General features: G+C 67.2%; 29 protein-coding genes. 19 read left to right on the top strand and 10 right to left on the bottom strand.

The annotated features are described in order from the left end of the window. Positions 1–404 precede the first annotated feature (404 nt). From FL625_RS17415 to FL625_RS17405, 3 genes are read right to left on the bottom strand one after another with little or no spacing between them, the layout of a single operon-like run. Positions 405–1784, bottom strand: a complete 1380-nt coding sequence (locus FL625_RS17415) for an L-serine ammonia-lyase (RefSeq protein WP_149589940.1) — start codon at positions 1782–1784, stop codon at positions 405–407. Continuing rightward, complete coding sequence (locus FL625_RS17410) at positions 1784–2449, bottom strand: glutathione S-transferase family protein (RefSeq protein ID WP_235019486.1); 666 nt, start codon at positions 2447–2449, stop codon at positions 1784–1786. The genes FL625_RS17415 and FL625_RS17410 overlap by 1 nt, the downstream gene beginning before the upstream one ends. Continuing rightward, on the bottom strand, positions 2446–3126 hold the full coding sequence (locus FL625_RS17405) for a glutathione S-transferase family protein (RefSeq protein WP_149589939.1): 681 nt from the start codon (positions 3124–3126) through the stop codon (positions 2446–2448). Before FL625_RS17405 ends, FL625_RS17410 begins: the two co-directional genes overlap by 4 nt. A gap of 164 nt (positions 3127–3290) precedes the next feature. On the opposite strand from FL625_RS17405, the gene FL625_RS17400 reads away from it, so the two are divergent. The 7 genes from FL625_RS17400 to FL625_RS17370 all read left to right on the top strand — a co-directional run bounded on the left by FL625_RS17400 (position 3291) and on the right by FL625_RS17370 (position 10112). Then, positions 3291–3830, top strand: a complete 540-nt coding sequence (locus FL625_RS17400; RefSeq protein ID WP_149589938.1) for an EF-hand domain-containing protein — start codon at positions 3291–3293, stop codon at positions 3828–3830. Between the two features lie 90 nt (positions 3831–3920). Continuing rightward, positions 3921–4706, top strand: coding sequence for a ribose-5-phosphate isomerase RpiA (gene rpiA / locus FL625_RS17395; protein WP_149589937.1), 786 nt, complete (start codon positions 3921–3923; stop codon positions 4704–4706). A 98-nt stretch (positions 4707–4804) separates the two neighbouring features. Continuing rightward, on the top strand, positions 4805–6163 hold the full coding sequence (gene gor, locus FL625_RS17390) for a glutathione-disulfide reductase (protein WP_149589936.1): 1359 nt from the start codon (positions 4805–4807) through the stop codon (positions 6161–6163). A 75-nt stretch (positions 6164–6238) separates the two neighbouring features. Beyond that, the gene (hflK, locus tag FL625_RS17385; RefSeq protein ID WP_149589935.1) at positions 6239–7420 is read left to right on the top strand and encodes an FtsH protease activity modulator HflK; all 1182 of its coding nucleotides are present in this window, start codon (positions 6239–6241) and stop codon (positions 7418–7420) included. Further along, entirely contained in the window at positions 7420–8316 is an 897-nt protein-coding gene (gene hflC / locus FL625_RS17380; protein WP_149589933.1) for a protease modulator HflC, read from the top strand. The genes hflK and hflC overlap by 1 nt, the downstream gene beginning before the upstream one ends. Further along, the gene (locus FL625_RS17375) at positions 8313–8501 is read left to right on the top strand and encodes a DUF2065 domain-containing protein (protein WP_149589932.1); all 189 of its coding nucleotides are present in this window, start codon (positions 8313–8315) and stop codon (positions 8499–8501) included. The genes hflC and FL625_RS17375 overlap by 4 nt, the downstream gene beginning before the upstream one ends. 156 nt (positions 8502–8657) lie before the next feature. Next, positions 8658–10112: a DegQ family serine endoprotease gene (locus tag FL625_RS17370; RefSeq protein ID WP_149589931.1), complete on the top strand. Its 1455-nt coding sequence runs from the start codon at positions 8658–8660 to the stop codon at positions 10110–10112. Between the two features lie 132 nt (positions 10113–10244). Here the strand turns inward: FL625_RS17370 and FL625_RS17365 are convergent, their stop codons facing one another. Beyond that, complete coding sequence (locus FL625_RS17365) at positions 10245–10646, bottom strand: OB-fold nucleic acid binding domain-containing protein (RefSeq protein WP_149589930.1); 402 nt, start codon at positions 10644–10646, stop codon at positions 10245–10247. A gap of 107 nt (positions 10647–10753) precedes the next feature. Here FL625_RS17365 and FL625_RS17360 point away from each other — a divergent pair, with 107 nt between their 5' ends. Next, positions 10754–11077, top strand: a complete 324-nt coding sequence (locus FL625_RS17360) for a 2Fe-2S iron-sulfur cluster-binding protein (RefSeq protein ID WP_149589929.1) — start codon at positions 10754–10756, stop codon at positions 11075–11077. A 74-nt stretch (positions 11078–11151) separates the two neighbouring features. Here FL625_RS17360 and FL625_RS17355 read toward each other — a convergent pair whose 3' ends face one another. Together FL625_RS17355 and FL625_RS17350 are read right to left on the bottom strand one after the other, a co-directional pair. Continuing rightward, the gene (locus tag FL625_RS17355) at positions 11152–11556 is read right to left on the bottom strand and encodes a hypothetical protein (protein WP_149589928.1); all 405 of its coding nucleotides are present in this window, start codon (positions 11554–11556) and stop codon (positions 11152–11154) included. Positions 11557–11646: 90 nt separating this feature from the next. Beyond that, positions 11647–12849, bottom strand: coding sequence for a pyridoxal phosphate-dependent aminotransferase (locus tag FL625_RS17350; RefSeq protein WP_149589927.1), 1203 nt, complete (start codon positions 12847–12849; stop codon positions 11647–11649). Between the two features lie 83 nt (positions 12850–12932). Between FL625_RS17350 and FL625_RS17345 the strand changes: the two genes are divergently transcribed. Continuing rightward, positions 12933–13211, top strand: coding sequence for an FAD assembly factor SdhE (locus tag FL625_RS17345; RefSeq protein WP_149589926.1), 279 nt, complete (start codon positions 12933–12935; stop codon positions 13209–13211). A 74-nt stretch (positions 13212–13285) separates the two neighbouring features. Next, positions 13286–13783, top strand: coding sequence for a MarR family winged helix-turn-helix transcriptional regulator (locus FL625_RS17340; protein WP_149589925.1), 498 nt, complete (start codon positions 13286–13288; stop codon positions 13781–13783). Positions 13784–13938: 155 nt separating this feature from the next. Here the strand turns inward: FL625_RS17340 and FL625_RS17335 are convergent, their stop codons facing one another. Together FL625_RS17335 and FL625_RS17330 are read right to left on the bottom strand one after the other, a co-directional pair. Further along, positions 13939–14388, bottom strand: coding sequence for a DUF1178 family protein (locus FL625_RS17335; protein WP_149589924.1), 450 nt, complete (start codon positions 14386–14388; stop codon positions 13939–13941). A gap of 54 nt (positions 14389–14442) precedes the next feature. Continuing rightward, a complete protein-coding gene (locus tag FL625_RS17330; RefSeq protein WP_149589923.1) occupies positions 14443–14991 on the bottom strand; it encodes an NUDIX hydrolase in 549 nt (182 codons plus the stop codon). A 176-nt stretch (positions 14992–15167) separates the two neighbouring features. Between FL625_RS17330 and FL625_RS17325 the strand changes: the two genes are divergently transcribed. The 9 genes from FL625_RS17325 (at position 15168) to FL625_RS17285 (ending at position 24044) form a co-directional block, all read left to right on the top strand. Next, entirely contained in the window at positions 15168–15683 is a 516-nt protein-coding gene (locus FL625_RS17325; protein WP_149589922.1) for a glutathione peroxidase, read from the top strand. Beyond that, positions 15680–16822 (top strand): acetoin utilization protein AcuC, encoded by a 1143-nt coding sequence (locus FL625_RS17320; RefSeq protein ID WP_235019481.1) that lies wholly within the window; start codon positions 15680–15682, stop codon positions 16820–16822. The genes FL625_RS17325 and FL625_RS17320 overlap by 4 nt, the downstream gene beginning before the upstream one ends. Further along, a complete protein-coding gene (thpR, locus tag FL625_RS17315) occupies positions 16819–17358 on the top strand; it encodes an RNA 2',3'-cyclic phosphodiesterase (protein WP_149589920.1) in 540 nt (179 codons plus the stop codon). Before FL625_RS17320 ends, thpR begins: the two co-directional genes overlap by 4 nt. A 48-nt stretch (positions 17359–17406) precedes the next feature. After that, positions 17407–18435, top strand: coding sequence for an N-acetylneuraminate synthase family protein (locus FL625_RS17310; protein ID WP_149589919.1), 1029 nt, complete (start codon positions 17407–17409; stop codon positions 18433–18435). Beyond that, positions 18432–19223, top strand: a complete 792-nt coding sequence (locus FL625_RS17305) for a glycosyltransferase family 25 protein (protein ID WP_160147813.1) — start codon at positions 18432–18434, stop codon at positions 19221–19223. The genes FL625_RS17310 and FL625_RS17305 overlap by 4 nt, the downstream gene beginning before the upstream one ends. Further along, positions 19220–20347, top strand: coding sequence for a rhamnan synthesis F family protein (locus FL625_RS17300; protein ID WP_149589917.1), 1128 nt, complete (start codon positions 19220–19222; stop codon positions 20345–20347). Before FL625_RS17305 ends, FL625_RS17300 begins: the two co-directional genes overlap by 4 nt. 73 nt (positions 20348–20420) lie before the next feature. Then, positions 20421–21536 (top strand): UDP-N-acetylglucosamine 2-epimerase, encoded by a 1116-nt coding sequence (neuC, locus tag FL625_RS17295; protein ID WP_149589916.1) that lies wholly within the window; start codon positions 20421–20423, stop codon positions 21534–21536. Next, entirely contained in the window at positions 21529–22776 is a 1248-nt protein-coding gene (locus FL625_RS17290; RefSeq protein ID WP_149589915.1) for a 3-deoxy-D-manno-octulosonic acid transferase, read from the top strand. Before neuC ends, FL625_RS17290 begins: the two co-directional genes overlap by 8 nt. Further along, positions 22773–24044, top strand: coding sequence for a 3-deoxy-D-manno-octulosonic acid transferase (locus FL625_RS17285; protein WP_149589914.1), 1272 nt, complete (start codon positions 22773–22775; stop codon positions 24042–24044). The genes FL625_RS17290 and FL625_RS17285 overlap by 4 nt, the downstream gene beginning before the upstream one ends. On the opposite strand, the gene FL625_RS17280 is transcribed toward FL625_RS17285, so the two are convergent. Together FL625_RS17280 and FL625_RS17275 are read right to left on the bottom strand one after the other, a co-directional pair. After that, entirely contained in the window at positions 24034–24744 is a 711-nt protein-coding gene (locus FL625_RS17280; protein WP_149589913.1) for an acylneuraminate cytidylyltransferase family protein, read from the bottom strand. The genes FL625_RS17285 and FL625_RS17280 overlap by 11 nt on opposite strands. Before the next feature lie 24 nt (positions 24745–24768). Continuing rightward, a partial coding sequence (locus tag FL625_RS17275) for an amidase family protein (RefSeq protein WP_268815793.1) occupies positions 24769–25107 on the bottom strand: 339 nt, incomplete at its 5' end.

The following is a 25107-nucleotide window of genomic DNA, read 5'->3' as shown; positions in this document are numbered from 1 at the left end:
TCTCAGGTTGGGCAGACTCTACATCACAGCGAGGGAACTTCCGGGGGGCAGGTCAGCTTGGCCGCGACATCGAGCAGCGGCGCGATCACGCAGAAGGCGAGCATCAGGAGGACGCCCTGGAGGGTGGTGTCGCGGGTCATCCGACCTGCCTACAGTCTGCCGCTCCGCCCCGCCTGCCTGAAAGCGACATCGCCGGTCTTCGGGCGGGTTCCGCAAGGTGCGCTGACGCGCGAGCCCTTCGTCTCGTCGTCGGGCCTTCGCCCTCCTCCTCGGGCGATGGGGGTTCCCCGTGCCTCCGGTTTCTCGAACCGGTGGCGAAACCATCGGCACCGCCCGGAGTATTTGCGAAAGGGCAAGCTGATTTGCCCTTTATCCAAATACTCCCGCCGGAGGCATCCCCGGCCTCAGCAGTTCGGGACGTTGACCGCGAGGCCCCCCAGCGAGGTTTCCTTGTATTTCTCGTGCATGTCGCGTCCGGTCTGCCGCATCGTCTCGATGCAGACATCCAGCGAGACGAGATGCTGGCCATCGCCGCGCAGCGAGAGAGAGGCGGCGGAGACGGCCTTGATCGCGCCAAGGCCGTTCCGTTCGATGCAGGGTACCTGCACGAGGCCCTTCACCGGATCACAGGTCATGCCGAGATGATGTTCCAGCGCGATCTCGGCGGCATTTTCCACCTGTTCCGGCGTGCCGCCGAGGACGGCGCAGAGGCCCGCGGCGGCCATGGCGGCGGCGCTGCCGACCTCGGCCTGGCAGCCACATTCGGCGCCCGAGATCGAGGCGTTGTGCTTGCAAAGCCCGCCGATCGCCGCCGCGGTCAGGAGGAAGTCGCCGACCTTGGTGACACTTGCGCCGGGCACATGGTCCAGCCAGTAGCGGATGACGGCGGGGACGACCCCGGCCGCCCCGTTGGTGGGCGCGGTGACGACCTGGCCCCCGGCGGCGTTCTCTTCGTTCACCGCCATGGCGTAAAGCGACATCCAGTCGTTGATCGTGTGGGGCGGCGTCAGGTTCAGCCCGCGTTCGGCCAGAAGGGCGTCATGGATGCCCTTGGCGCGACGGCGGACTTTCAGGCCGCCGGGCAGGATCCCCTCGCCCTTCATCCCGCGCGAGATGCAATCGTCCATCACCTGCCAGATCCGGCTGATCCCGGCGTCAAGCTCGGCGGCAGAGCGGAACTTCAGCTCGTTCGCGCGTTTCATCTGGGCGATGGTCAGCCCCGATTTCCGCGCCATCTCCAGCATCTCAGCGGCCGTCTCGAAGGGGTAGGGCACGTCGGCGCGCGCCTTGGCCTTTGCGCCGCCGGCCTCGGCCAGTTCGGCGGCGGTCAGCACGAAGCCGCCGCCGATGGAATAGTAGGTCTCTTCCAGGATCACGTCGCCCTGGGCGTCGGTGGCCTTGAGGATCATGCCGTTCGCATGGCCGGGTAGCGCGGGACCGTAGTCGAAGGTCAGGTCCTTGGCGGGGTCGAAGGCGAGTGTGCCGAGGCCCGGGGCCTCAATCACCTTGGTTTCATTGATCCGGGCCAGCGCGGCCTCGGCCTTGTCGGCGTCGTAGGTGTCGGGCGCGAACCCGGCGAGGCCGAGGATCGTCGCCCGGTCGGTGGCGTGGCCGACCCCGGTGAAGGCGAGCGAGCCGTGCAGCGAGGCGCGCAGGCCCCGGAACTGGAAGGGCGAGGCGCGCATCGCCTCGAGGAAGCGCGCAGCGGCGACCATGGGGCCCATGGTGTGCGAGGAGGAGGGGCCGATCCCCACCTTGAACATGTCGAAGACGGAAAGGAACATCAGGAACCCGGGTTGGTGAAGGGGGTGGGGCCGAGGCCGTCCGAGGCCGCGACTCGGAGGGCCGCAGGGCGCGTCTCGTGCGCGGCGAGGACGGCTTTCAGATGCGGGAAATCGTCGATGCGGATGCCGTAGGGCGCGGGCGGCAACAGGATCAGCCAACGCACGAGGACGCCGATGTAGTAGCCCATCACGCCCGGATGGTCGGGCGACAGCCAGCGGGGTGATTGCGCGGCCAGCATCGCCTCGATCAGGCCCAGCCGCGCCACGATCTGTTCCTGTGCGGCGGCCTGGGCGGCGGCGGAATTCGCCTCGCCGGCTGCCCGGTGCGGGTAGAACATCGCCAGCGCCGCCTGGTGCAGCGCGTTCGAGGTGAAGAAGAGCCACGACAGGAAGGCCCCCCTGTCCGGTTCGGTCGGCCCCGGCCCCAGTCGACCCGTCCGGTCCACAAGCCACAGCAGGATCGCCGCCGTCTCGAACATAGGGCCGTCGTCGGTTTCCAGCGCCGGAATCAGGCCGACCGGGTTCACCCTGCGGTATTCCGGGCTGGCCAGCGCTCCGCCCTCGATATCGACGATGGCCAGGGTATGCGGCAGTTCCAGCTCTTCCAGCGCAAAGCGGACGATGGTCGAGGCGAAGTCGGGCGCATGATGCAGGATCAGTGTCACAGCACGCTTCCTTCCGGTGGGTTCGGATGTTCGGGCCGGGTGAAGGGATACGGTCCTAGACCCTCGGCCCGGGCGACGACCGGCGTCTCCACCCGCGCCTCCTGGGCCTGCGCGAGGTCCGCGAGCGCGGGGAACTCCGACAGCCGGAACCAGCGCGGGCCATCCATCGGATAGAGCGCCGACCAGCGGGTCAGGATGGCGGTGTAGACTCCAAGGGGTTTCCCGGCGGCGAAGAGGCGCGGATGCCGGGCAGCAGCGGTGTCCAGAAGGCCGAAATGCCGCAGCATCCGGGAAGCCATGATCTCGGCATGCGCGGCGCGGGCATCGGCCGGGACATACTGGTGCGGATAGAAGATCTGCCGCAGGTCGGCATGGGCCGTGTTCGACAGGAAGAACAGCCATTGCAGGAAGACGGGCCGATCAGGGTCGCCCGGCGCAGGGCCCAGCCGGTGCGCGTCGGCCAGCCACAGGAGGATCGCCCCGGTTTCCGCGATCGGGCCCTGTGGCGTCTCGAGCGTCGGGATCAGACCGGTCGGGTTCAGCGCGCGGTAGGCGATGCTGTCCTGCTGCCGGATCGCCCGGTCCACCAGCGCCGTGCGATAGGGAATGCCGGCCCCGTCCAGCACGAGGCGGACGATCAGAGAGGCGTTGTCCGGGGCGTAGTGCAGCGTGTACATCGGCGGGCGATTTCCGGGTCCGGCGCAGGGTCGCGCAACTCTGCGCACAAGACTGCGCAAAAAGCGACTCTCCGCGATCCGGGGGCGCACTTCGGAACCCGATCCTGTTCACCTTCCGTCAACCTTGCTTGGCCAATCTTCATGGGCAGTAGGGAGAGAGTCGCATGATCCGGATGCTGATGCCGATCTCGGTGGGACTGCTGGCGGCGGCGCGATGCGCCCTGGCCGATGCCGCGTCGCTGGCCGAGGCGATTGCCCGCGCGCCGGTGCGGGTGGAAACGATGATCGAGGACCTGATCGCCGGCCATGGCGAGGACGGGGTGCTGTCCGCCGAAGGCATCGAGGCGCATGTCGCCCTGACCCGTGCCTCGGCGCGCGCGACGGTGCTTCGACGCTACCTGGCGCTGGATCTGGACGCGGACGGGTCCATCGACCGGCTGGAACTGGCGATTGCCAAGCGCGCGGCCGCGGCAGAACAGCGCGGGCGGATGGATCGCGATTTCACTGCTGCGGATGCCGATGGCGACGGTAGCGTTGATCCGGCGGAACTGGTGGCGGAGGGTCGTGCGGCCGCACTTCGGGCGCTGGACGAGGACGAAGCAGCGCTTTTGCGTGGACTTCTGGCCTTCGATGCGGACGGCGATGGTGGCGTCACCCGGGAAGAGATCTCGCGCGGGTTGGCGCTGGCCGGGTCAGACACCTGAGAAGTGCCGGGAGCCACGGAAACAGGCACACAAGACACTCGCCCTGCCGCCGGCTTTGCGGTATGGCGGGGGCAAAGAGGGGAGTGTCACATGGCTGCCGAGATGTCACCGATCGACCAGGCCAAGTTCGTCGCCGCGCGGCGATCGGTGGATTTCGTCGAATCGGGGATGAAGCTGGGCCTCGGCACCGGCTCGACCGCCGCCTGGATGGTTCGCTGCCTGGCCGAACGGGTGCGGGACGACGGGCTGGACGTGACCTGCGTCGCGACCTCGACGCGCACCGCGGATCTTGCCCGGTCCTGCGGGCTCAGGGTTGTCGCCCTGGACGAGGTGAAATGGCTGGACCTGACGATCGACGGGGCGGACGAATTCGACCAGAACCTCAACCTGATCAAGGGCGGCGGCGCGGCGCTCTTGCAGGAGAAGATCGTGGCGACGGCCAGCGACCGGATGATCGTCATTGCCGATGCGGCAAAGGAAGTGGCCCAGCTCGGCGCCTTTCCGCTGCCGGTCGAGGTGATCCCTTTCGGCTGGCAGACCACCAAGGCGCTGATCGAGGAGACGCTCTACAGCCTCGACGTGATGAACCGCGAGGTCAGCCTGCGGATGGCGGGCGATGCGCCCCTGCGCACGGATGAGGGGCATTTCCTGCTGGATCTGAACCTCAAGCGCATCGGCAATCCGCGCCAGCTGGCCCTGGTCCTGAACCAGATCCCCGGTGTGGTCGAGAATGGCCTGTTCATCGACATCTGCGACGTGGTCGTGATCGGGCAGGGCGACGGTCGGGTGACGGTGCGCGACATCAACTCGGGCCGGGTCGAGAACGGGTCGGTCGATCTGACCGAAAGTCGCAACATCTTTGCCGATCTCGACTGACCGCGTGACCAGCCGGTAACCGAATTGCGCCAGCGGGGGCTTTTGTTCCGGGACAAGACCGCATAGCTCTGTCGCGCGGCAACGGCAGGGCGGCGGAGATGGCCTTCGACTACGATCTATTCGTCATTGGCGGCGGGTCCGGCGGCGTCCGGGCGGCGCGTGTCGCTGCGGGCGAGCATGGCGCGCGGGTCGGTCTCGCCGAGGAAAGCCGGATGGGCGGCACCTGCGTCATCCGGGGCTGCGTGCCGAAGAAGCTGATGGTTTTCGCCAGCGCCTATCCCGAAGCCGTTGCCGAGGCCCGGGAATATGGCTGGGACGTGACGGCAGGCGGTTTCGACTGGGCGCGCTTCCGCACCCGGCTGGAGGCCGAGCTCGACCGGCTGGAAGGCGCCTACCGCAACACGCTGAAGAACGCGGGCGTCACCGTCCACGACGCGCGCGCGGTGATCGTGGACCCGCACCGCGTCCGCCTCGCCTCGGGGGAAGAGTTCACCGCGAAACATATCCTGGTCGCGACGGGCGGCTGGCCCTTTGTCCCGGACATCCCTGGCCGCGAGCTGGCGATCACCTCGAACGAGATGTTCCACCTGCCCGCGCTGCCTCGACGCGCTCTGGTGGTGGGCGGTGGCTATATCGCCAGCGAATTCGCATGTATCCTCAATGGTTTGGGAGTCGAGGTCAGCCAGTACTGCCGCGGCGCCCAGATCCTGCGCGGCTTTGATGACGAGGCGCGCGGCCACGTCGCCAATGCCATGCAGGCGAACGGCATCGCCATCCATTGCGGCACCGACGTGATGCGGCTGGAAAAGGCGGCCTCCGGCATCCGTGCCGTGGCGACCGACGGCAGCGAGCGGGAGTTCGACCTCGTCCTCTACGCCACCGGGCGTCGCCCGAACACGGCCGGCCTCGGGCTGGAAGGGATCGGGATCACCCTTGGCCGCAATGGCGAGATCCCGGTGGATGCCTACAGCCAGACCGCAGTGCCCTCGGTCTTTGCCGTGGGCGACGTGACCGGCCGGATCAACCTGACGCCGGTTGCGATCCGCGAGGGCCATGCCTTCGCCGACACCGTCTTCGGCGCGAAGCCCACGACCTTCGACCACCAACTCGTCGCCTCGGCCGTCTTCACCCAGCCCGAGATGGGCACGGTGGGCCTGTCCGAAGAGGCCGCGCGCGAGCGTGAGCCGATCGAAGTCTATGCCACCGCCTTCCGTCCGATGCGCACGCTCTTTGCCGGCAAGCAGGACCGGGTCCTGATGAAGCTGATCGTCAGCCGGGCCACGCGGAAGGTGCTCGGCTGCCATATCGTCGCGCCCGAGGCGGGCGAGATGATCCAGCTTGCGGCGATCGCGATCCGCATGGGCGCGACGAAAGAGGATTTCGATGCCACCTGCGCGGTGCATCCGACCATGGCCGAGGAGCTGGTGACGATGCGAAAACCGGTGCGGACGGGTTGAGAGGCAGCCGGGACGGGTTGATTTCCGGCTGGATATGACCAGCTTAGGGGAAACGGAAAGAAGAGGTTCGGTTCAATGGCAGGAAGTGGCGGTCCCTGGGGCGGCGGTGGCGGCTCGGGTGGGGATGACCGGGGCGGCAGGGGCAACAGCGACGACGGCGAGCGCCGCGGCGGCCGTCCTGGCCCGGGCGGCGGGCAGATCCCCGAGATCGACCAGCTGATGAAACGCGGCCAGGAACAGCTGCGTGTCCTGATGGGCGGGCGGGGCAACCGTGGAACGGGTGGGCCGGGCGGCGATCCGGACGGTCCGCTGTTCACCCGGCAAAGCGTCGGCCTCGGCCTTCTGGCCATCGTCGCGGTCTGGTCCTTCATGTCCTTCTACACCGTCCGGCCCGAGGAACGCTCGGTCGAACTGTTCCTCGGCGAAAGCGCGGGCGTCGGCGATCCCGGCCTGAATTTCGCGCCCTGGCCGGTCGTGACCTATGAAAAGGTCCAGGTGACGGGCGAGCGGACGACCGACATCGGCACCGGCCCGGGGCGCACCGATTCCGGCCTGATGCTTACGCGCGACCAGAACATCGTGGACATCGGCTTCCAGGTGGTCTGGAACATCTCGGACCCCGAGAAGTACCTCTTCAACCTGGCCGACCCCGAAGTCGCCATCCGCGCGGTCAGCGAAAGCGCGATGCGCGACATCATCGCCCGGTCGGAACTCTCGCCGATCCTGAACCGCGACCGCGGTGTCATTGCCTCGGACCTGCGCAAGGCGGTGCAGGCCACGCTCGACAGCTACAACGCCGGGATCAGCGTGATCCGTGTCAACCTCCAGGTTGCCCAGCCCCCGCGCGAGGTGATCGACGCCTTCCGCGCCGTGCAGGCGGCGCAGCAGGAACGCGACCGGCTGGAAAAGGAGGCCGATGCCTATGCCAACCAGGTGACTGCGGGCGCCCGGGGTGAGGTGGCCCGCCTTCTGGAGGCGGCCGAAGCCTACCGGGCCGAAGCCGTGAACTCGGCCCAGGGTGAGGCGGCGCGCTTCATCTCGGTCTACAACGAATATGTGAAGGCGCCCGACGTGACGCGGCGGCGACTTTATCTGGAAACCATGGAACGGGTGCTTGGCGGCATGAACAAGGTGATCCTCGACGGCGTGGCCGGGGCCGAGGGCGGCGGTCAGGGCGTGGTGCCCTTCCTGCCCCTGAACGAGCTTGGCCGTGGAACCGCGGGGCCGGGTGCCGCGGCAACCGGAGGGTCGAACTGATGCGGGCGATCTATCTTCTTTCCGCCTTTGTGGTGCTGCTGGTGCTGGTGCTGTCCTCGCTCTTCATCGTGGACGAACGCAAGAAGGCCCTGGTGCTGCAATTCGGTCAGGTCGTCCAGGTCAAGGAGGATGCCGGGCTCGGCTTCAAGATCCCCTTCCTGCAGGATGTCGTGCTGTACGAGGACCGCATCCTCGGCCTGCAGACCCAGCCGATCGAGGTGACGCTTCTCTCCGATCGCCGCCTCGTGGTGGATGCCTTCGCGCGCTGGCGCATCGTCAACCTGATCGAGTTCCGCCAGTCGGTCGGCACCGGCGGCGAGGATCGGGCGCAGCAGCTTCTGGGCAACATCCTCAGCCAGGCGATCCCCGAGGTGTTGGGCAACGCGACCCAGGACCAGGTCCTGTCGCAAGACCGCGCGGGGCTGATGAACCAGATCCTGACCATCGCCAAGCGCGAAGGTGCGGCGCTGGGCATCGACGTGATCGACGTGCGGCTGACGCGCACCGACCTGCCGGAACAGAACCTCGAGGCGACCTTCGCCCGGATGCGGGCCGAACGCGACCGCGAGGCCGCGGACGAACGCGCCCGTGGCGGCGAGGCCGCGCAGCGCGTGCGTGCTGCGGCCGACCGGACGGTGATCGAGCTGACCTCCGACGCCCGGCGTCAGGCCGAGGTGATCCGCGGCGAGGCCGATGCCGAACGCAACGCGATCCTGGCGGAAGCCTACGGCAAGGATCCGGAGTTCTTCGCCTTCATCCGCTCGCTGGCTGCCTACGAGGCCAGCCTCAAGGGGGGTAATTCCTCGATCGTCATGCAGCCCGACAGCGAGTTCTTCGACTATCTGCGGTCGGATCGCGGCAGAGGCACGGCGCCGGAGGCGCCGCCGGCACCGTGAGCGACCTGCTTCTGGCACTCGGTCTTGTGCTTGCGGTGGAGGGGCTGGTGCTGGCACTGGCCCCTCGTCGTATCGAGGATGCCTTGCGGATGATCGCCTCGTTTCCCGTGGATCGACGCCGGTTCGTCGGTCTGGCTGCCCTTGCCCTCGGCGTCCTGGTCGTCTGGCTGGTGAAGTCGGTCTAGGCATGCGACGCTGATGACATTCAAGTTCACATCCCTTTGAAACAACGCGACGGGGTTTGCATTGCGAACCCCTTTCCCTAACTGTTTTCTCACCGACGACGGGCGAGGGTCCGGTCTATCCCTCCCTCCCGCCAGATCCGATGAACAGGAGTTCGCATCGTGCCCGATCTCACGCCTTCCATCCGCTCTGCCCTGCGGTCCAGCACGCTTCTGGCGCTGGTTCTGGGCTTTGGACTGAGTGTTGCCCCCGCCAGCGAGGTGCAGGCCTTCGGTGCCCCCGAAAGCTTTGCCGAACTGGCCCAGAAGATCAGCCCCGCCGTGGTGAACATCACCACCAGCGCCATGGTCGCCGGACCGGCCGACGGGATGCCCATGGTGCCCGAAGGCAGCCCCTTCGAGGATTTCTTCAGGGACTTCGGCGGTCCGGGCCCGCGTGGGCCGCAGCGGTCCGAGGCGCTGGGGTCCGGCTTCGTCATCAGCGAGGACGGCTACATCGTCACCAACAACCATGTGATCGAGGGCGCTGACGAGATCACCATCGAATTCTTCTCCGGCAAGAAGCTGAAGGCGAAGCTTGTCGGCACCGACCCCAAGACCGACATCGCGCTGTTGAAGGTCGAAAGCGACACACCGCTGGAATTCGTGAGCTTCGGCAATTCCGACCTGATGCGCGTGGGCGACTGGGTCATGGCGGTGGGCAACCCGCTCGGCCAGGGCTTCTCGGTCAGCGCCGGCATCGTCTCGGCCCGCGGGCGCGAGCTTCAGGGGTCCTACGACGACTACATCCAGACCGACGCGGCGATCAACCGTGGCAACTCGGGCGGGCCGCTGTTCAACATGGACGGGCAGGTGATCGGCGTGAACACTGCGATCCTCTCGCCGAACGGCGGGTCGATCGGTATCGGCTTCTCGATGTCGTCGAACGTGGTGAGCAAGGTGGTCGATCAGCTGATGCAGTTCGGCGAGACCCGGCGCGGTTGGCTTGGGGTCAAGATCCAGGACATCTCGCCGGAAATCGCCGAGTCGATGGGTCTGGAGAAGGCCGCCGGGGCACTGGTGGCGGATGTCCCGGACGGCCCGGCCAAGGCGGCGGGCATCCGGCCGGGCGACGTCATTACCCGCTTTGACGGGCAGGAAGTGGCGGATGCCGGCGACCTGACCCGCCGGGTGGCCGACGCGCCGATCGGCGAAGCGGTGCCGGTGATCGTCCTGCGCGATGGCAAGACCGAGACGCTGCAGGTCACGCTCGGCCGTCGCGAAGAGGCGGAAGCCAAGGCGACACCGGCCTCTGCCCCCGCCGATGCCGACCCGAAGGAGATGGAGACGCTGGGCCTGACGCTGGCGCCGCTGGATGACGACGTCCGGGCCCGGCTGGGACTCGATGCTTCGGCGCAGGGTCTGGTGATCTTGAAGGTGGATCCGGCTTCCGAAGCCTATACCAAGGGCCTCGTCGAGGGTGACATCATCGCCGAGGTGGGGCAGCAGAAGGTCACGCGCCTGCAGGATCTTGAGGACCGGATCAAGGAGGCGAAGGACGGCGGAAGGAAGTCGGTCCTCCTGCTGGTCCGTCGCGGGGGCGACCCGCGCTTCGTGGCGCTGTCGATCGAATAGGTTCGGCCGCAGGCGGCGCATGATCGGCGGGAGGCATCCCGCCGGCCGTCCGCCGGGGGCAAGAGCGGGACGGCAGGGAGGCGGCCGGGCATTCGGCAAGCTCCCCGGCTCGATCTGATGTCGGCAAGCGGGTTACGGCTGGTCGCCCGCCCGCACCCCGTCGGGCCGGAAGCCGGGGTCAAGCAGCCGGTCGAGCAGGCCCGACAGGTCCTCGATCACCTCGGCCACCACATGCACCACACCGGCCTCGCGTTGCAGCCGGCCCGTGACCCGCAAGAGCCGCCCCGCGATGACCGCGCGGCGGAACCGTTCATAGACCTGCGCCCAGACGACCACGTTTGCCGTGCCCGTCTCGTCCTCCAGCGTGACGAAGATCACCCCTTTCGCCGTGCCCGGCCGCTGCCTGACCAGCACCAGCCCGGCCACCGTGACCCGCGCCCCGGCCGGAGGTTCGCCGAGCCGGGCCGCCGGCAGCGCCTTCGGTGGCCGCGGCCAGGAGGCGCCGCGCGGAATGGGTGGCAGGGCGAGGGTCATGAGAACAATAATAGAACATCCGCGCGACAGGGCAAGCCCGCCGCCCCTCTGGCAAATCGACGCGGACTGGCCTATGTCACGTCAGACGATCCCGGAGAGCATGAGTCATGGCGAAGATCACCTATGTCGAACACAATGGCCGCGAACATGTGGTCGAAGTCCCGAACGGCCTGACCGTGATGGAAGGTGCCCGCGACAACGGCATCCCGGGGATCGAGGCCGATTGCGGCGGCGCCTGCGCCTGTTCGACCTGCCATGTCTATGTCGATCCCGCCTGGGTGGACCGCCTGCCGCCCAAGGACCACATGGAAGCCGACATGCTGGACTTCGCCTGGCGCCCCGATCCGGTCCGCTCGCGCCTGACCTGCCAGCTGAAGGTCACCGACGCGCTGGACGGGCTGCGGGTGCAGATGCCCGAAAAGCAGATCTGATCTGCCGCTCCTCGTTCGACTTCGTCTCCTCGTCGCACGATCCCGACGAGGAGACGAAGTCGAACGAGGAGGAGCTACTCCGCCTTGCCCAGCCGGTCCGCCTTGCGCTTCACCAGCATCGAGCGCAGGTCGTGCATCGCCAGCAAAAGCGCATCCGTCACTGCCTCGAGCTGCGCATCCGTGGCCCGCGACTGCGCCCATTGCGTCGTCAGGTTCAGGTGATCGACCGTGCGCAGGATGTCGTCCACCTCGCGCGCGGCAAGCTGGGCCTGGCGCGCGGCCAGCCATTCCCCGATCGCGGCCCGGTCCGCCCCGGTCAGTTCCACCTCGCCATGCGGCTTGATGTTGCCGTTCTTCACGTTGACCGTGGCGATCTCGTCCATCTCGATCCGGCGCTGCCGGTTCTCGGTCCCGACGCGGAACACGACCGCTCCGTTTTCGCGCACCCGGAAATAGTAGTCGGGAAGGTCAGCGGTCATGCTTGAAACTATGCCCTGCCAAATGAACCCGGACAACCCCGGCGTGCATGCCCATTCCTTCCCGAGCCGCGCCGACTCGTCAAGCCCGGGTCAGACCAGGCTTGCGCAGAAACTCTGGATGCGGGCACAGGCCTCGCGCAGCACTTCATCGCTGGTGGCATAGCTGATCCGGAAATTGGGCGAGACACCGAAGGCCGCACCGAACACCACAGCCACCCCGGTTTCCTCCAGCAGCGCGGTCGCGAAGACCTCGTCGTTGCTGATGACGGTGCCCGCCGGCGTCGCCTTGCCGATCAGAGCCGAGATGTCGGGATAGACATAGAAGGCGCCCTCGGGCTTCGGGCAGCGGATGCCCTTCGCCTGGTTCAGCATCGACACCACCAGGTCGCGCCGGCCCTGGAACACCTTCCGCCAGTCGGCCAGAAAGTCCTGCGGCCCCGACAATGCCTCCAGCGCGGCCCACTGGCTGACCGAACAGGGGTTCGAGGTCGATTGCGACTGGATCGTCCCCATTGCCTTGATCAGCGACACCGGCCCGCCGGCATAGCCGATCCGCCAGCCGGTCATCGCATAGGCCTTGGACACGCCGTTGCAGGTGAGCGTGCGGTCGTAGAGGCCGGGCTCGACCTCGGCCGGGGTGCAGAACTCGAAATCGTCAAAGACGAGGTGTTCGTACATGTCGTCCGACATCACCCAGACATGGGGATGCCGCATCAGCACATCGGTCAGCGCCTTCAGCTCGGCCCGCGTATAGCCCGCGCCCGTGGGGTTCGAAGGGCTGTTGAAGATGAACCACTTGGTGCGGGGCGTGATCGCGGCCTCCAGCTGCTCCGGCGTCAGCTTGAAGGCGGTCTCGATGCCGGCGACCACCGGCACCGGCGTGCCGCCGGCCAGCAGCACCATGTCGGGGTAGCTCACCCAGTAGGGGGCCGGGATGATGACCTCGTCGCCCGGGTTCAGCGTCGCCATCAGCGCGTTGTAGAGGATCTGCTTGCCGCCCGTGCCGACCGAGATCTGCTGCGGCGTGTAGGTCAGACCGTTCTCGCGCAGGAACTTGGAACAGATCGCGGCCTTCAACTCCGGGATGCCGTCCACCGCCGTATAGCGCGTCTTGCCCGCGTCGATCGCCCGCTTCGCGGCCTCGCGGATGTGCTCCGGCGTGTCGAAATCGGGTTCGCCCGCGCCAAGGCCGATCACGTCGCGACCCTCGGCCTTCAGCTGCGCTGCCTTGGTTGTGACGGCGATGGTCGGCGAGGGCTTGACGCGCGCCAGGGTGTCGGAGAGGAAGGCCATTGCCGCGCCTTTCGGTGGTGGAGTTTCGCTCTGGCCTGACTTAGGCTGCGGCCTGACGGGGATCAAGCAGGAACGGACGGCAGATGGACGAGACGGCCGAAGCGCGCCTGAAGCGGATGCGGATGCGGTCCTGGCGGCGCGGCACCAAGGAGATGGACCTGGTGCTCGGCCCCTTCGCAGACGCACGTCTGGCGGCGCTGACGCCGGATGAACTCGACCTATACGACGCGCTTCTGGCCGAGAACGACCAGGACCTGATGGCCTGGATTCTGGGGCAGGCCCCCGCGCCAGCGGCGTTCGCCGGGCTTCTGGACCGGATCGCCGGTTTCGCCGAAACGCGACTGAGGGCAGAAAACCCGTAGAAGTTCCGCGCAAGTTTACGGAATGTTTTCTGTTTGTGCCGATTCTGTCGCCGTGAGAACGGTGGAGAAACGGAATGACAATCTATGCCCCGGTGCTGGATGGGTCGCAGAAGGCCTTCCTGTCCTGCTACCTTGACAACCTGGCCCTGGTCGAGCGGCTGCACCGGCTGCTTCTGGACGTGATCAAGGACGAATTCGAACGGCTCGGGATGCTGGAGATCAACTCGGTCCAGGCGCTTCTCCTGTTCAACATCGGCGAGAACGAGGTGACGGCGGGTGAACTGAAGTCGCGCGGCTATTACCAGGGCTCGAACGTCAGCTACAACCTGAAGAAGCTGGTCGAGCTTGGCTACATGCACCACCAGCGGTCCGAGATCGACCGCCGCTCGGTCCGCGTGCGACTGACCGAGAAGGGGCGGCAGGTGCGGGGGGTGCTGTCCGACCTCTTCGCCCGCCACGCCGAAGGGATCGAGCGGCGCGCGCTGATCGACGCCTCGGGGATGGACGAGATCAACATGGCGCTGAAGCGGATGGAACGGTTCTGGACCGAACAGATCCGCTACATCTACTAGGTCGGCCGCCGGCCCGCTGCCATGACCTGCGGCGACAGGCGGGCGGGACAGACGGGGTATCACCTGCCGAACATGGTTGCCGGACCGTAATCGTCCACAATCAAGCTCTTGAATTTATTGCGGTCCGGTATCTGTCCTGTGTGTACAAGGCCGGGTCAGTTCACCTTGCGGGACGGCAGGAAGGGCAGGGGGGCGACCGGCAGGCCTTCCTCGATCATTGCCCGCGCCTCTTCCGGCCGGGCCTCGCCATGGATCGCCCGGCCCGGGGCTTCGCCGGCATGGATGCGGCGGGCCTCGGTCGCGAAGTTCATGCCGACATATTCCGAGTTTTCCTCTATATGCCGCCGCAGGGCGGCGATCTGCGCCTCCAGTTCCGAAGCAGGGGCGCTCAGATCCGGGCGGTCGTCATCGCCACGCTGCGGACGGGACGCCGACTTTCGCGCGGGCCGCACCGCCGGCGCCATCAGGTCCTTGCGCACCTCGGTCGAGCCGCAAACCGGACAGGCAACCTGACCAGCCGATTGCAGCGCGGCAAAGGCATCGGCCCCCTTGAACCAGCTGTCAAAGCCGTGGTCATTTCCGCAACGAAGACTGTATCGGATCATTCCGTGCCCGCCCGTTTCTGGCGACACCACTAGCTAATCAGTCGCGGAGAAAGTTCAATGCCCTCGGCTCTTGCCCCGCTTGCTCCGCTGAGGCGGGGGGTCCCCGGTCTCACCTTCCTCCGCCGCGATTGGCGAAGGACGTCCATCCTCTGGCGGGGTGAACCCCGCGATGATCCGACCCAGATCGGGTTCGTTGACCAAACCGGCCGCAACGGCCAGAGGAAACCACTTCCTGCGCCGCTCATTTGCCTCGGGATACGTATCGGACAGCTTGGACACCTTCAGCCCGTAGACGGCGACCGCACAGGGAACTGCAGCGTCCGCGCCCAGGACTTTCTGATAGCCATAGCGTCCGACGCAGACCGGGCTGACCAGACCGCCGCTGACCCCGGCTTCTTCCCAGGCTTCCTGTGCCGCGGCAGCTTCCGGCGCCAGGCCCGGCATCGGCCAACCCTTCGGTATCACCCAACGCCCGGTGTTGCGGCTGGTGATGAGCAGCACCTCGGTCCCGTCGCCGCCCTCACGCCAGCACAAGGCCCCATATTGCACCCTTGCATGCCCCGATCCGGCGCCCTGCGCCAGGAACTTGTCTTGCCAACTCATCTCACGCCCATCCGGCCGCCCGTTTTCCCGAGCTGGCTCCTGCTCGACTGATACCGGTGAAATATGGCATGGCTGCGGACGAAATCACAGCATTTTCGGGAAGATTTGACCCGTGGCTGCCCCGGATTATCTGCTGGGAATCTGCTGGGAAGCAGAACGCTGCATCTGGAGGCATCATGAGTCGAATACTCGCGGGACTGTTGGTCTGGATCACCCTGTCGCCGGCCTTCGCGGGCGAACGCTTCCGCTTTGCATCGATCGACGGAGGGGTGATCGATCTGGAGGACTGGCGCGGCAAGCCGGTTCTGGTCGTCAACACCGCCTCGCTCTGCGGATTTGCCGGCCAGTTCGACGGCTTGCAGGCGCTGCACGACCGGTTCGGAAGCAAGGCCCTGATCCTGGCGGTGCCATCGGACGACTTCAACCAGGAGCTGGAAAACGAGGCGGCGGTCAAGGAATACTGCGCCACCAATTTCGACCTGACGCTGCCGATGACCGAGATCACCCATGTCAAAGGTCCGCAGGCGCATCCGTTCTATGCCTGGCTGCGCGACGAGACAGGATTCGTTCCTGGCTGGAACTTCAACAAGGTGCTGATCGGGCCGGATGGCAAGGTCGTCGCCACCTTCGGCGCGCCGGTTGCGCCGCAAAGCCGCGCCATAGCCGGAAAGATCGAGGCCCTGACGAAATGATGCTGTCGCAGCCGCCGGCCCCTGCCGGGCTGGCGGCCGTCCCGCTTTTCGTCGGGTCCGACATCTATCGCGGGTCGTCCTACGGCCTGCACCACCCGCTTCGGATACCGCGCGTGTCGACGGTCATGGACCTGTCGCGCGTCCTGGGCTGGTTGCCCACCGACCGTTTCCGCTCCAGTCCGCGCGCCAAGCCGGCGGCGCTGACGCTCTGGCACGAGCCGGCCTATGTGGCGGCCTTGCAGGAAGCCGAGAGGCTTGGCGCGGTCTCACCCGAGATGCGGGAACGCTTCCACCTCGGAACCTTGTCGAATCCGGTCTTCCCGGAGATCTATCGCCGGCCGGCCACCGGAGCAGGGGGCACGATGCTGGCGGCCGAACTTCTGTCGCGCAACCCCGGGGTAATCCACGTGCCGGGCGGGGGCACGCATCATGGCCTTCCGGGGCGAGCGAACGGGTTCTGTTATCTCAACGACGTTGTGCTGGGGATCAAGGTCCTGCAACGCGCCGGCCTGTCGCGCATTGCCTATGTCGATCTTGACGCCCACCATTGCGACGGGGTGGAGCTGGCCTTCGCCGGCGATCCGGGGGTGCGGATGATCTCGGTCCACGAAGAGGGGCGCTGGCCCTTCACCGGCGGTCTGGATGATACGGGTGGCGGCAGCGCCTTCAACCTCCCGGTGCCCAGGGGCTACAACGACAGCGAGGCGCGGGCGGTGCTGCACGGGCTGATCCTGCCCAGGGTGGAGGAGTTCCGGCCCGAGGCGCTGGTGATGCAATGCGGGGCGGACAGTCTGCTGGAAGATCCCCTGTCGCGCCTGGCGCTGTCGAACCTTGCCTATCTGGAGGCGCTGTCGGCGCTGCTGCCCCTTGCCCCGCGGGTTCTGGTGCTGGGCGGGGGCGGCTACAACCCGTGGTCGGTGGGGCGGCTGTGGACGGCAATCTGGGGCACACTGGCGGGCTGCGAGCTGCCCGAGCGGCTGCCTGTCGCGGCGCAGGCGGTGCTTGAAGGGCTAAGCTGGGGCGGGGGCGGGCGGCCGGCTCCCGAACCCGCGATGCTGACCACGCTCATCGATCCACCGCGCGAAGGCCCGGTCCGGCCCGAGATCCGTGACCGCCTGGCAAGGCTCGCCCGGAGATGATCCGGGCCTTTCTGGGCATCGACCTGCCGCAGGCGGTGCGCGGGGCCTGCCAGGTTCAGCAGTTCCTCCTGCCCCTGCCGCGCCGGGTGGAGCCCGAAAGCCTGCATCTGACCCTGGTCTTTCTGGGCCATTGCCCGGAACCGGCGCTGGAAGCCGCGCATGAAGGGTTCGAGGCCCTGAGGTTCGAGCGGTTTTCCCTGTCTTTGCAAGGCCTTGGTCTCTTCGGCAAAGACCGGCCGCACACGGCCTGGGCCGGGGTGGCGCCTTCACCCCCGCTGATCCGGCTGCAAGCCAAGGCCGAGACCATCGCCCGCCGCGCCGGCTGTCCGATCGACGCGCGGAACTTCGTGCCGCATGTCACGCTGGGCCGGTTCCCGCCCCCCGATCCACCCGACATCGCGCGGCTGGAGCGCGCCGTGGCCATGGGCGCGGGCTTCCGCACCGAGCTCTGGGAGGTGAGGGAACTGACGCTCTGGCAAAGCCATCTCGGCAAGGCCCCGCGCTACGAGGTGCTGGCGCGCTACCCCCTCGCTTGACAGGGGCGCCGGGCTGGCGCACGACGGGCGGCAACGACGGAGACCCCCATGAAGATCGCCCACCGCGAGATCGGCCCCGGCCATCCCCCCCTTGTCATCGCCGAAATCGGCATCAACCACGGTGGCGACCTGGCCGTGGCGAAGGAGATGGTGCGCCTGGCCGCCGGGGCGGGCTGCGAGATGATCAAGCACCAGACCCACATCATCGAGGACGAGATGACGGAGGAGGCGAAGTCGATCTTCCCGCCGAACGCCGATGTCTCGATCTGGCATGTGATGGAACGCTGCGCCCTGTCGCTCGACGAAGAGGCGGAGCTGAAGCGCTACACCGAAAGCCTGGGGATGATCTGGATATCCACGCCCTTCAGCCGGGCGGCGGCGGATTTCCTGGAAACGCTTGATGTGCCGGCCTACAAGATCGGCTCGGGCGAGGCCGACAATCTGCCGCTGATCCGCCACATCGCGCGGAAGGGCAAGCCGGTGATCCTGTCCACGGGCATGCAGACGATCGAGACGATCCGCGCCAGCGTGGACATCCTCGACCAGGCCGGGGTGGACTATGCGCTGCTGGAATGCACGAACCTCTACCCCAGCCCGGCCGAGATCGTCAGCCTGCGCGGGGTGACGGAACTGCGTGAGGCCTTCCCGAGGGCGGTGGTGGGCTTTTCCGACCATTCCATCGGGCCGGAAATGGCGCTGGCCTCGGTGGCGCTGGGCGCCTGCATCCTGGAACGGCACTACACCGACACGCGCTATCGCAAGGGGCCGGACATCATCAACTCGATGGACCCGGCGGAACTGCGTTTTCTCATCGACCGGTCGAAGGAGATCTGGATCGCGGCGAACAACCCCAAGAAGCGGTCCGCGCCCGAGGAGGATGTCTATCGCTTCGCCCGCGGTTCCGTCGTGGCCGACCGTGACCTGCCCGAGGGCCATGTGATCGCCGAGGCCGACATCTGGGCGCGCCGTCCGGGCTCGGGCGAGATCGCGGCTTATGACTTCGACAAGGTGGTCGGGAAAAAGCTGAAACGGGCGGTGGCGCGGAACACGCAGTTGAAGTGGGAGGATCTGGGGTGACGCCAGATCCGGCAGCGGTTCCAGTCTTCGTGATCTCTCTGGCCAGGGCCACGGCAAGGCGGGAACAGGTCGCAGCCGAATTTGCCCGTATCGGCATGGCCTATCGGATCTGGGACGGGATCGACGGGGCTGCGCTGCGCGACGAGCTGTTGTCGAAAACCGATGCGAAAGCATGGCAGCGGAACATGGGGGCCCCGATCGCCGACGGGCATCTCGGATGCTATGCCTCGCATGTCGAACTCTGGCGCGAGATTGCCTCCGGCCCGGACCCGGTGGTGCTGATCTGCGAGGACGATGTCACCTTCACCGACCGGTTTCCGCAGGCGCTGGCGGCCGGATTGTCGCTGGCGGGGCGGTGGGATGTCCTGCGGTTTTCCTGCATCCGCGCAAAGGGGCGCATACCCCAGGCGCGCGCCATGGGATTCACCCTTTGCGCCTATTGGGGACCGTTCACGGGCAACGGGTGCTATCTGATCACCAGGGAGGCCGCGGCACGGCTTTCCGCCAGGTTCTATCCGATCCGGCGCGCGCACGACCACGAGTTGAACCGGTTCTTCGCATACGACATCCGCCTCATGGGGCTGGAACCGTTCACGGCCCCGCCGCGCGATTCCGGGGAGAGCTTCATCACCGGAAACAGGATGTCCGGTGCCAGAAAGTTCCCGAAATGGCGCCGATTGCCGCATTATCTGCAGAAACTCGCCAACTATCCGCGTCGCCTGTTCTGGCTGGTGCGCAAGGGGCTTATATGGCCCCGCATGACCAGTCCGGATGAGGTCGAGAGTTGATTCCGCTTTGGAAGGTCCTGCGCGAGCTGAACCGCATCAAGGACAAGACACTTGCGTTGCCGCGGACCCTGGCGTCGCTGCCGTGGCGGCTGGGCGAACCGCGTCGCAGAGAGGTCTATCTGCGCGACTTCGAGAAGCTCACGCGTCGCAGCTTCGGGGCGGTTCCTGCAGGCGAGCGCATTGCCGTCCTGCTCATCTTTGAGCCGAAGGGGGTAGCGGAATCGGTCTTTCTCACGCTCGACTGGCTGCGGTCCGAGGGCTATGCACCCTTCGTTGTCTCCAACGCCCCGGTCAGTGATCGTGATCGCGAACGCCTGCTTGAGGGGGCCTGGAGCCTTCTGGAACGTCCCAATTTCGGCTATGACTTTGGCGGCTACCAGGATGCAATCCGCCTTATCAATCGTGACGGGTTGTCTCCTGATCGGCTGGTCGTGGTGAACGACAGCGTGTGGTGTCCGCTTCGCCGCGATCTGCTGTCTGTGCTCGAGACCGCCTGGCCGGATGCCGATATCGTCGGCCTGCTGCAGGATGAGAAGGTGCAGCACGATACCTCCGGCGGAACCCCCACCAAGAAAAGCCACATCGAATCCTATTTCTACCTGATCCGCGGCAGTGCCTGGCGCCATGCGGCGTTTCAGGAATTCTGGCGCACCTACCAGATGAGCGATTACAAACCGAACACCATCAAGTTTGGCGAGATCGGCTTCTCGCGTCGGATGATGGCCGCGGGGTTGAAGATGGAAGCCTACTCGCGTCGCAGCATCTTTCTGGAACAGCTTGCCGAAAAGGATGACGCCTTCCTTGCCCGCACCCTTCACTACGCAGCCTACGGAGACCGTGACATAGCCCGGCGCGCGGCCAGGTTTGCACGTCTGCCGACGTCATCGCCGGGCTGGCGGGCAGCCGCGCTCGACCATATTCGCCGGGCGGTCAACCGCAGACGGTTCACCGGCAGTTTTCCCTACGCCAATGACCAGATCTTCGGCACGGCATTCCTGAAGAAATCGAGCGAAGCCGTCTATCTGAACATGCGTCGGGCCTATCTCCGGGCAGTCGAGGACGGCCAGATCGCGGCGCCCGACCCGGTCTTGCTGACCGAAATCCGCGCCGCCACGCCCATGTGATGATCGGATCAGCGGTCCTCGCCGGAACACCGTCCGGCTTGTCTTCCATCCGGGGTTCGCGTTAGGCAGACCCATGACCCGCCATCTCCTCTTCCTCACCGGCACGCGCGCCGATTTCGGCAAGCTGGAGCCCCTGGCCGTCGCCGCCCGCGATGCCGGGCACCGCGTGACCTTCTTCGTCACCGGGATGCACCTGCTCGACCGCTACGGCCTGACGGTGAACGAGGTGCGGCGCGTGGACGGGGTCACGGTGCACGAATTTCTCAACCAGCGCCCCGGCGATCCGCAGGACGTGATCCTCGCCAAGACCGTCATGGGTTTCTCCGACTATGTCACCGAGAACCGCCCCGACCTGATCGTCATCCACGGCGACCGGATCGAGGCGCTCGCGGCCTCGCTGGTGGCGGCGACGAATTACATCCGCTCGGCCCATGTCGAGGGGGGCGAGGTCTCGGGCACCATCGACGAGATGTTCCGCCACTGCAATTCCAAGCTCTGCGCCAGCCATTTCGTCTCCTCCGACGCCGCCGCGCGCCGCGTCATGGCGCTGGGAGAGCCGGAAGAGACAATCCACGTCATCGGTTCGCCCGAGCTCGACTTCCACTCCCGCCCCTCGGGTGTGACCCTGGACGAAGTGCGGGCGCGCTATGCGATCCCGTTCCCGGACTATGGTATCGCGGTCTTTCACCCCGTCACCTCGGAGCAGGACACGATCGGCGCGCAGGCGGCCGACATGTTCGGCGCACTCGAGGCCTCGGGGCGCAGCTTCGTGGTGATCGCACCGAACAACGACCCCGGGTCCGAGGCGATCTTCGCGGTGCTGGACCGCCTGCCGAAGGACCGCTTCCGTGTGCTGCCGTCGATGCGCTTTGCGCATTTTTCCGAGCTGATGAAGAACGCGGCCTGCATGGTCGGCAATTCCTCGGCCGGCGTGCGCGAGGCGCCCTTCCTGGGCCTGCCCTCTCTGGACGTGGGCAGCCGCCAGACCAACCGGGCCGCGGCGCCCTCGGTCGTCAGCTGTGCCGCGGGCGACCGGGCGACGATCCTGGATTTCCTCGCAACCCGCTGGGGCAAGCGGGCCGAGCCGCATCAGGGCTTCGGCCAGGGGTCGGCGGCGGACCGTTTTGTCGCGGTCCTGGCACGTCCCGAATTCTGGCAGCGCAGCCTGCAGAAGGCCTTCCGTGACTGACCCGACCGGCGCCGGCCTTCGCCTCTACCTCGGGGCAAGCCATCTCATTCCGCTGGCCGCGCCCGCGTTTCTGCGCCGCAGGCTGGCGCGGGGCAAGGAACTGCCCGACCGCTGGCGCGAAAAGCTGGGCCAGCCCAGCCTGACGCGCCCCGACGGCCCGCTCGTCTGGCTGCATGCCGTGGGCCTGGGCGAGACCCTGGCCTTGCGTGGCTTGATCGCGGCCATGGCTGCCCAGGCGCCGCAGGTCGAATTCCTGATCACCTCGACCACGCGCGGATCGGCCGAGGTCATGGCCGCGAACCTGCCGCTCCGCACCCGGCACCAGTTCCTGCCGCTGGATGCGCCCGCCTACCTGCGGCGGTTTCTCGACCACTGGCGCCCGGTGCTCTCGGTCTGGGCCGAACAGGACCTCTGGCCCGGAGCGGTGGCCGCCACGGCTGCACGCGGCATCCCGCTGGCGCTGGTGAACGCGCGGATGAATGCCGAAGCCTATGCCCGCCGCCGCCGGTTCCGGCGGGTTTACGCCGACCTTTTCGCCCGCTTCCGCCTGATCGCCGCGCAGGACGAGACGACGGCCGGACACCTGCAACGGCTCGGGGCGGCCGGCGTCCGCGTCACCGGTTCGCTCAAGGCCGCCGCCCCGCCTCTGTCCGCCGACCCTACGGCGCTTGAGGCGCTGCGTCAGGCACTGGCCGGGCGACGGCTTGCGCTGCTTGCCTCCTCGCACCCCGAGGACGAGGCGGTGGCACTGTCCGCCCTGCGCGACTTGCCCGACCGTCCGCTCCTGATCATCGCCCCCCGTGATCCCGTGCGGGGGGACGAGATTGCCGGCGCCGCAGCCCGCCACGGACTGCGCGCGACCCTCCGCAGCGCGGGGCAGGGGCCTGCGGGCGAGGTCTGGATCGCCGATACCCTGGGCGAGATGGGCCTCTGGTATCGCCTCTGCCCCGTGACCCTGATCGGCGGCACCTTCGGCGCGACCGAGGGCCACAATCCGTGGGAACCGGCGGCGCTCGGCTCGGCGATCCTGCATGGGCCACGGGTGGCGAATTTCGCCGCCGATTTCGCCCGCCTGCATCAGGCCGATGCCGCGCTGGAGATCGAGGCCGCAACGCTCGGCCGGGCCCTTCTGGCCGACCAGTCCGATCGTGCTGCCAAGGCGCGGGCGTTGTCCGAGGCCGCCCGCGACAGCCTCGCGCCTTTGGCCCGCGATCTGCTCGCGCTTGGGGGGCTGGCATGAGGCTCTGGCTCTTCCTGCGGCTCTGGTCGGCGCTCTGGCATTTCGGCCTGCCTGTGGTGCTGGCCTATCTCTGGTGGCGCGGGCGGAAGGATCCGCTCTACGCCCGCCGCCTCGGCGAACGCTTCGGCCGCCACGCCCCGACCGACCCCGGCGCGGTCTGGGTCCATGCCGTCAGCCTGGGCGAGCTGCGATCCGCCGTCCCCCTGATCCGCGCGCTGCTCGACCGCGGCGAGCGGATCGTGACGACCCATTTCACTCCCGCCGGGCGACGCGAGGCAGAGCGGGTCTTCGCCGCCGAGATCGCCACTGGCCGCGTCATACCTGTCTGGGTTCCGCTGGAAACCTCATGGGCTTACGCGGGATTCTTCCGGGCCTTTCGTCCGAAGCTGGGCCTGGTGATGGAGATCGAGATCTGGCCGCGCATGATCCTTGCCGCGCGCAAGGCCGGCGTGCCGCTCTACCTCTGCAACGCGCAGTATCCGTCCGATTCCATGGCCCGCGATGCGCGGCTTGGCATCCGCCCGGCGCTGATGCGGCTCTGCGCCGGGGCGCTGGTGAAGTCCGACCTGCAGGCGCAACGTTTTGCCTCGGTCGGTGTGACGAACATCCATGTCACGGGCGAGCTTCGTTTCGACCAGCCGATCCCGCAGGACCACCTGGCCGCCGCAGCGCGCCTGCGCCCCGGCCTTGGCCCGCGCCGGGTCATTGCCTTCGTCTCGGTGACGGAGCCCGAGGAAGAGCTGTTCATCGCCGCCGCGCAGGAGCTTCTGTCGGTCCGCACGCCACCCGTGATCCTGTTCATCCCCCGCGCGCCCGAACGCTTCGACCCCGTGGCACAACGTCTGGCCGCGAAGAGCGTCCTCTTCGACCGCCGCAGCACGCGCTTCGACCGAAACTTCGCACAACGGTCCGAGGCGCCGATGGATGTGCTGCTGGGGGACTCGCTCGGCGAGATGTATTTCTATCTCGCCATGGCCGACCGGGTGGTGGTGGGGGGCGGGTTCCAGCCCAAGGGGTCGCACAACATCATCGAGCCGCTGGCCCTGAAGAAGCCCGTGCTCGTCGGCACGCAGATCCAGACGATCGAATATCCGGCAGCCGAGGCCATTGCAGCCGGCGTCTGCCGCCAGACCAGTGCGGAACAGCTGGTCGCCGATGTGCTGGGCTGGCCCGACCCCGCTGCCGAGGCGATCACCGCCTTTACCGCCGCACATTCCGGCGCAACCGCGCGAACGCTCGCGGTCCTTGCGCCGCTGCTCAGACCTTGACCAGGCCCGCCTTCAGCTGCTCGGACAGAAGGAACTCCACCAGCCGGAAATCATAGGGCGTGTCGATGTCATGGCAGCGCTCGGCTGGCAGGACATAGGGGATGACCCGGCCTTCATAGATCGTCCGGGCCCTGCGCAGATAGGCCGGGTCCACCACATAGACCACCCCGACATGCTCATAGACGACCGGAGCGTCCTGCCGCGCCCAGACCCCGCCCGGCAGCGGTTTCGACACATGCAGCGCGCCCGTGGCATCCGGCTCCACAAGGTTGAAATAGGGATTCTTTCGCGCCTCGCAGACGCTCATCACCATGTCTGGATGTTCGGTTTCGTATAGTGTCAGGGCGCCATCGATGTCCTCTGGAAGTCGCAGCGGCGAGGTGCAGTCGAGGTCAATGAATGCCGATACTGGCCCCGCCAGCGTCTCGCTGGCCGCCAGCGCATGCTGCCACACCCCCCACTTCGGCGCGGTGTCGGTGGCCAGTTCCGCAGGCCTGATGCCGATATCCAGCGCCCCACGCCGGATGGCGTGCTCGTAGATCGCCTCGTCGTCGGTAGAGACCACCACCGCACCCACGCGCGGGTTTGCGAACAGCTGGTCCAGCGACCAGTCGATCAGCGGCTTGCCGCAGATCGGCCGGAAATTCTTGCCCGGCACGCCTTTGGACCCCTTGCGCGCCCCGATATGTCCCAGGATCATGCTGGCCTCCTTCTGGCCACAGCCTTAGCGCGCGGGCGTGCCGGATGCCAGCACCGGCGGACGCCGCCTCGGCCAGTCCGTCGCCCGGTGCCAGGCCTGACCGATGGCCAGCACCCCGGCATCGTCGCCGGACCGTCCGATGATCTGCAGGCCCATCGGCAGGCCCTGCGAACCGAAGCCCACCGGTACCGAAAGGGCGGGCAGGCCGATCAGGCTGGCTGGCACCACGACCTCCATCCAGCGGTGATAGGTGTCCATCCGGCGGCCCGCGATCTCTTGCGGCCAGCGCCAGTCCGCCGGGAAGGGCCTGCTCTGACCCCCGAGAGTCATCCAGCTGAAACCAGAGCCGGCGGGTGACAATTG

The sequence above is a fragment of the Tabrizicola flagellatus genome (genome assembly GCF_008271465.1).
GTDB lineage: Bacteria > Pseudomonadota > Alphaproteobacteria > Rhodobacterales > Rhodobacteraceae > Tabrizicola > Tabrizicola flagellata.
Note: the sequence above shows the minus strand (reverse complement) of the source record. Positions and strands in the feature narration are given on the sequence as shown.

Excerpts from the sequence above, each read along its gene's own strand:
- FL625_RS17415 (WP_149589940.1), bottom strand. The coding sequence starts at position 1,784 with ATGTTCCTTTCCGTCTTCGACATGTTCAAGGTGGGGATCGGCCCCTCC.
- FL625_RS17405 (WP_149589939.1), bottom strand. The coding sequence starts at position 3,126 with ATGTACACGCTGCACTACGCCCCGGACAACGCCTCTCTGATCGTCCGC.
- FL625_RS17400 (WP_149589938.1), top strand. The coding sequence starts at position 3,291 with ATGATCCGGATGCTGATGCCGATCTCGGTGGGACTGCTGGCGGCGGCG.
- rpiA (WP_149589937.1), top strand. The coding sequence starts at position 3,921 with ATGGCTGCCGAGATGTCACCGATCGACCAGGCCAAGTTCGTCGCCGCG.
- gor (WP_149589936.1), top strand. The coding sequence starts at position 4,805 with ATGGCCTTCGACTACGATCTATTCGTCATTGGCGGCGGGTCCGGCGGC.
- hflK (WP_149589935.1), top strand. The coding sequence starts at position 6,239 with ATGGCAGGAAGTGGCGGTCCCTGGGGCGGCGGTGGCGGCTCGGGTGGG.
- hflC (WP_149589933.1), top strand. The coding sequence starts at position 7,420 with ATGCGGGCGATCTATCTTCTTTCCGCCTTTGTGGTGCTGCTGGTGCTG.
- FL625_RS17365 (WP_149589930.1), bottom strand. The coding sequence starts at position 10,646 with ATGACCCTCGCCCTGCCACCCATTCCGCGCGGCGCCTCCTGGCCGCGG.
- FL625_RS17360 (WP_149589929.1), top strand. The coding sequence starts at position 10,754 with ATGGCGAAGATCACCTATGTCGAACACAATGGCCGCGAACATGTGGTC.
- FL625_RS17355 (WP_149589928.1), bottom strand. The coding sequence starts at position 11,556 with ATGACCGCTGACCTTCCCGACTACTATTTCCGGGTGCGCGAAAACGGA.
- FL625_RS17350 (WP_149589927.1), bottom strand. The coding sequence starts at position 12,849 with ATGGCCTTCCTCTCCGACACCCTGGCGCGCGTCAAGCCCTCGCCGACC.
- FL625_RS17345 (WP_149589926.1), top strand. The coding sequence starts at position 12,933 with ATGGACGAGACGGCCGAAGCGCGCCTGAAGCGGATGCGGATGCGGTCC.
- FL625_RS17340 (WP_149589925.1), top strand. The coding sequence starts at position 13,286 with ATGACAATCTATGCCCCGGTGCTGGATGGGTCGCAGAAGGCCTTCCTG.
- FL625_RS17335 (WP_149589924.1), bottom strand. The coding sequence starts at position 14,388 with ATGATCCGATACAGTCTTCGTTGCGGAAATGACCACGGCTTTGACAGC.
- FL625_RS17330 (WP_149589923.1), bottom strand. The coding sequence starts at position 14,991 with ATGAGTTGGCAAGACAAGTTCCTGGCGCAGGGCGCCGGATCGGGGCAT.
- FL625_RS17325 (WP_149589922.1), top strand. The coding sequence starts at position 15,168 with ATGAGTCGAATACTCGCGGGACTGTTGGTCTGGATCACCCTGTCGCCG.
- FL625_RS17320 (WP_235019481.1), top strand. The coding sequence starts at position 15,680 with ATGATGCTGTCGCAGCCGCCGGCCCCTGCCGGGCTGGCGGCCGTCCCG.
- thpR (WP_149589920.1), top strand. The coding sequence starts at position 16,819 with ATGATCCGGGCCTTTCTGGGCATCGACCTGCCGCAGGCGGTGCGCGGG.
- FL625_RS17310 (WP_149589919.1), top strand. The coding sequence starts at position 17,407 with ATGAAGATCGCCCACCGCGAGATCGGCCCCGGCCATCCCCCCCTTGTC.
- neuC (WP_149589916.1), top strand. The coding sequence starts at position 20,421 with ATGACCCGCCATCTCCTCTTCCTCACCGGCACGCGCGCCGATTTCGGC.
- FL625_RS17285 (WP_149589914.1), top strand. The coding sequence starts at position 22,773 with ATGAGGCTCTGGCTCTTCCTGCGGCTCTGGTCGGCGCTCTGGCATTTC.
- FL625_RS17280 (WP_149589913.1), bottom strand. The coding sequence starts at position 24,744 with ATGATCCTGGGACATATCGGGGCGCGCAAGGGGTCCAAAGGCGTGCCG.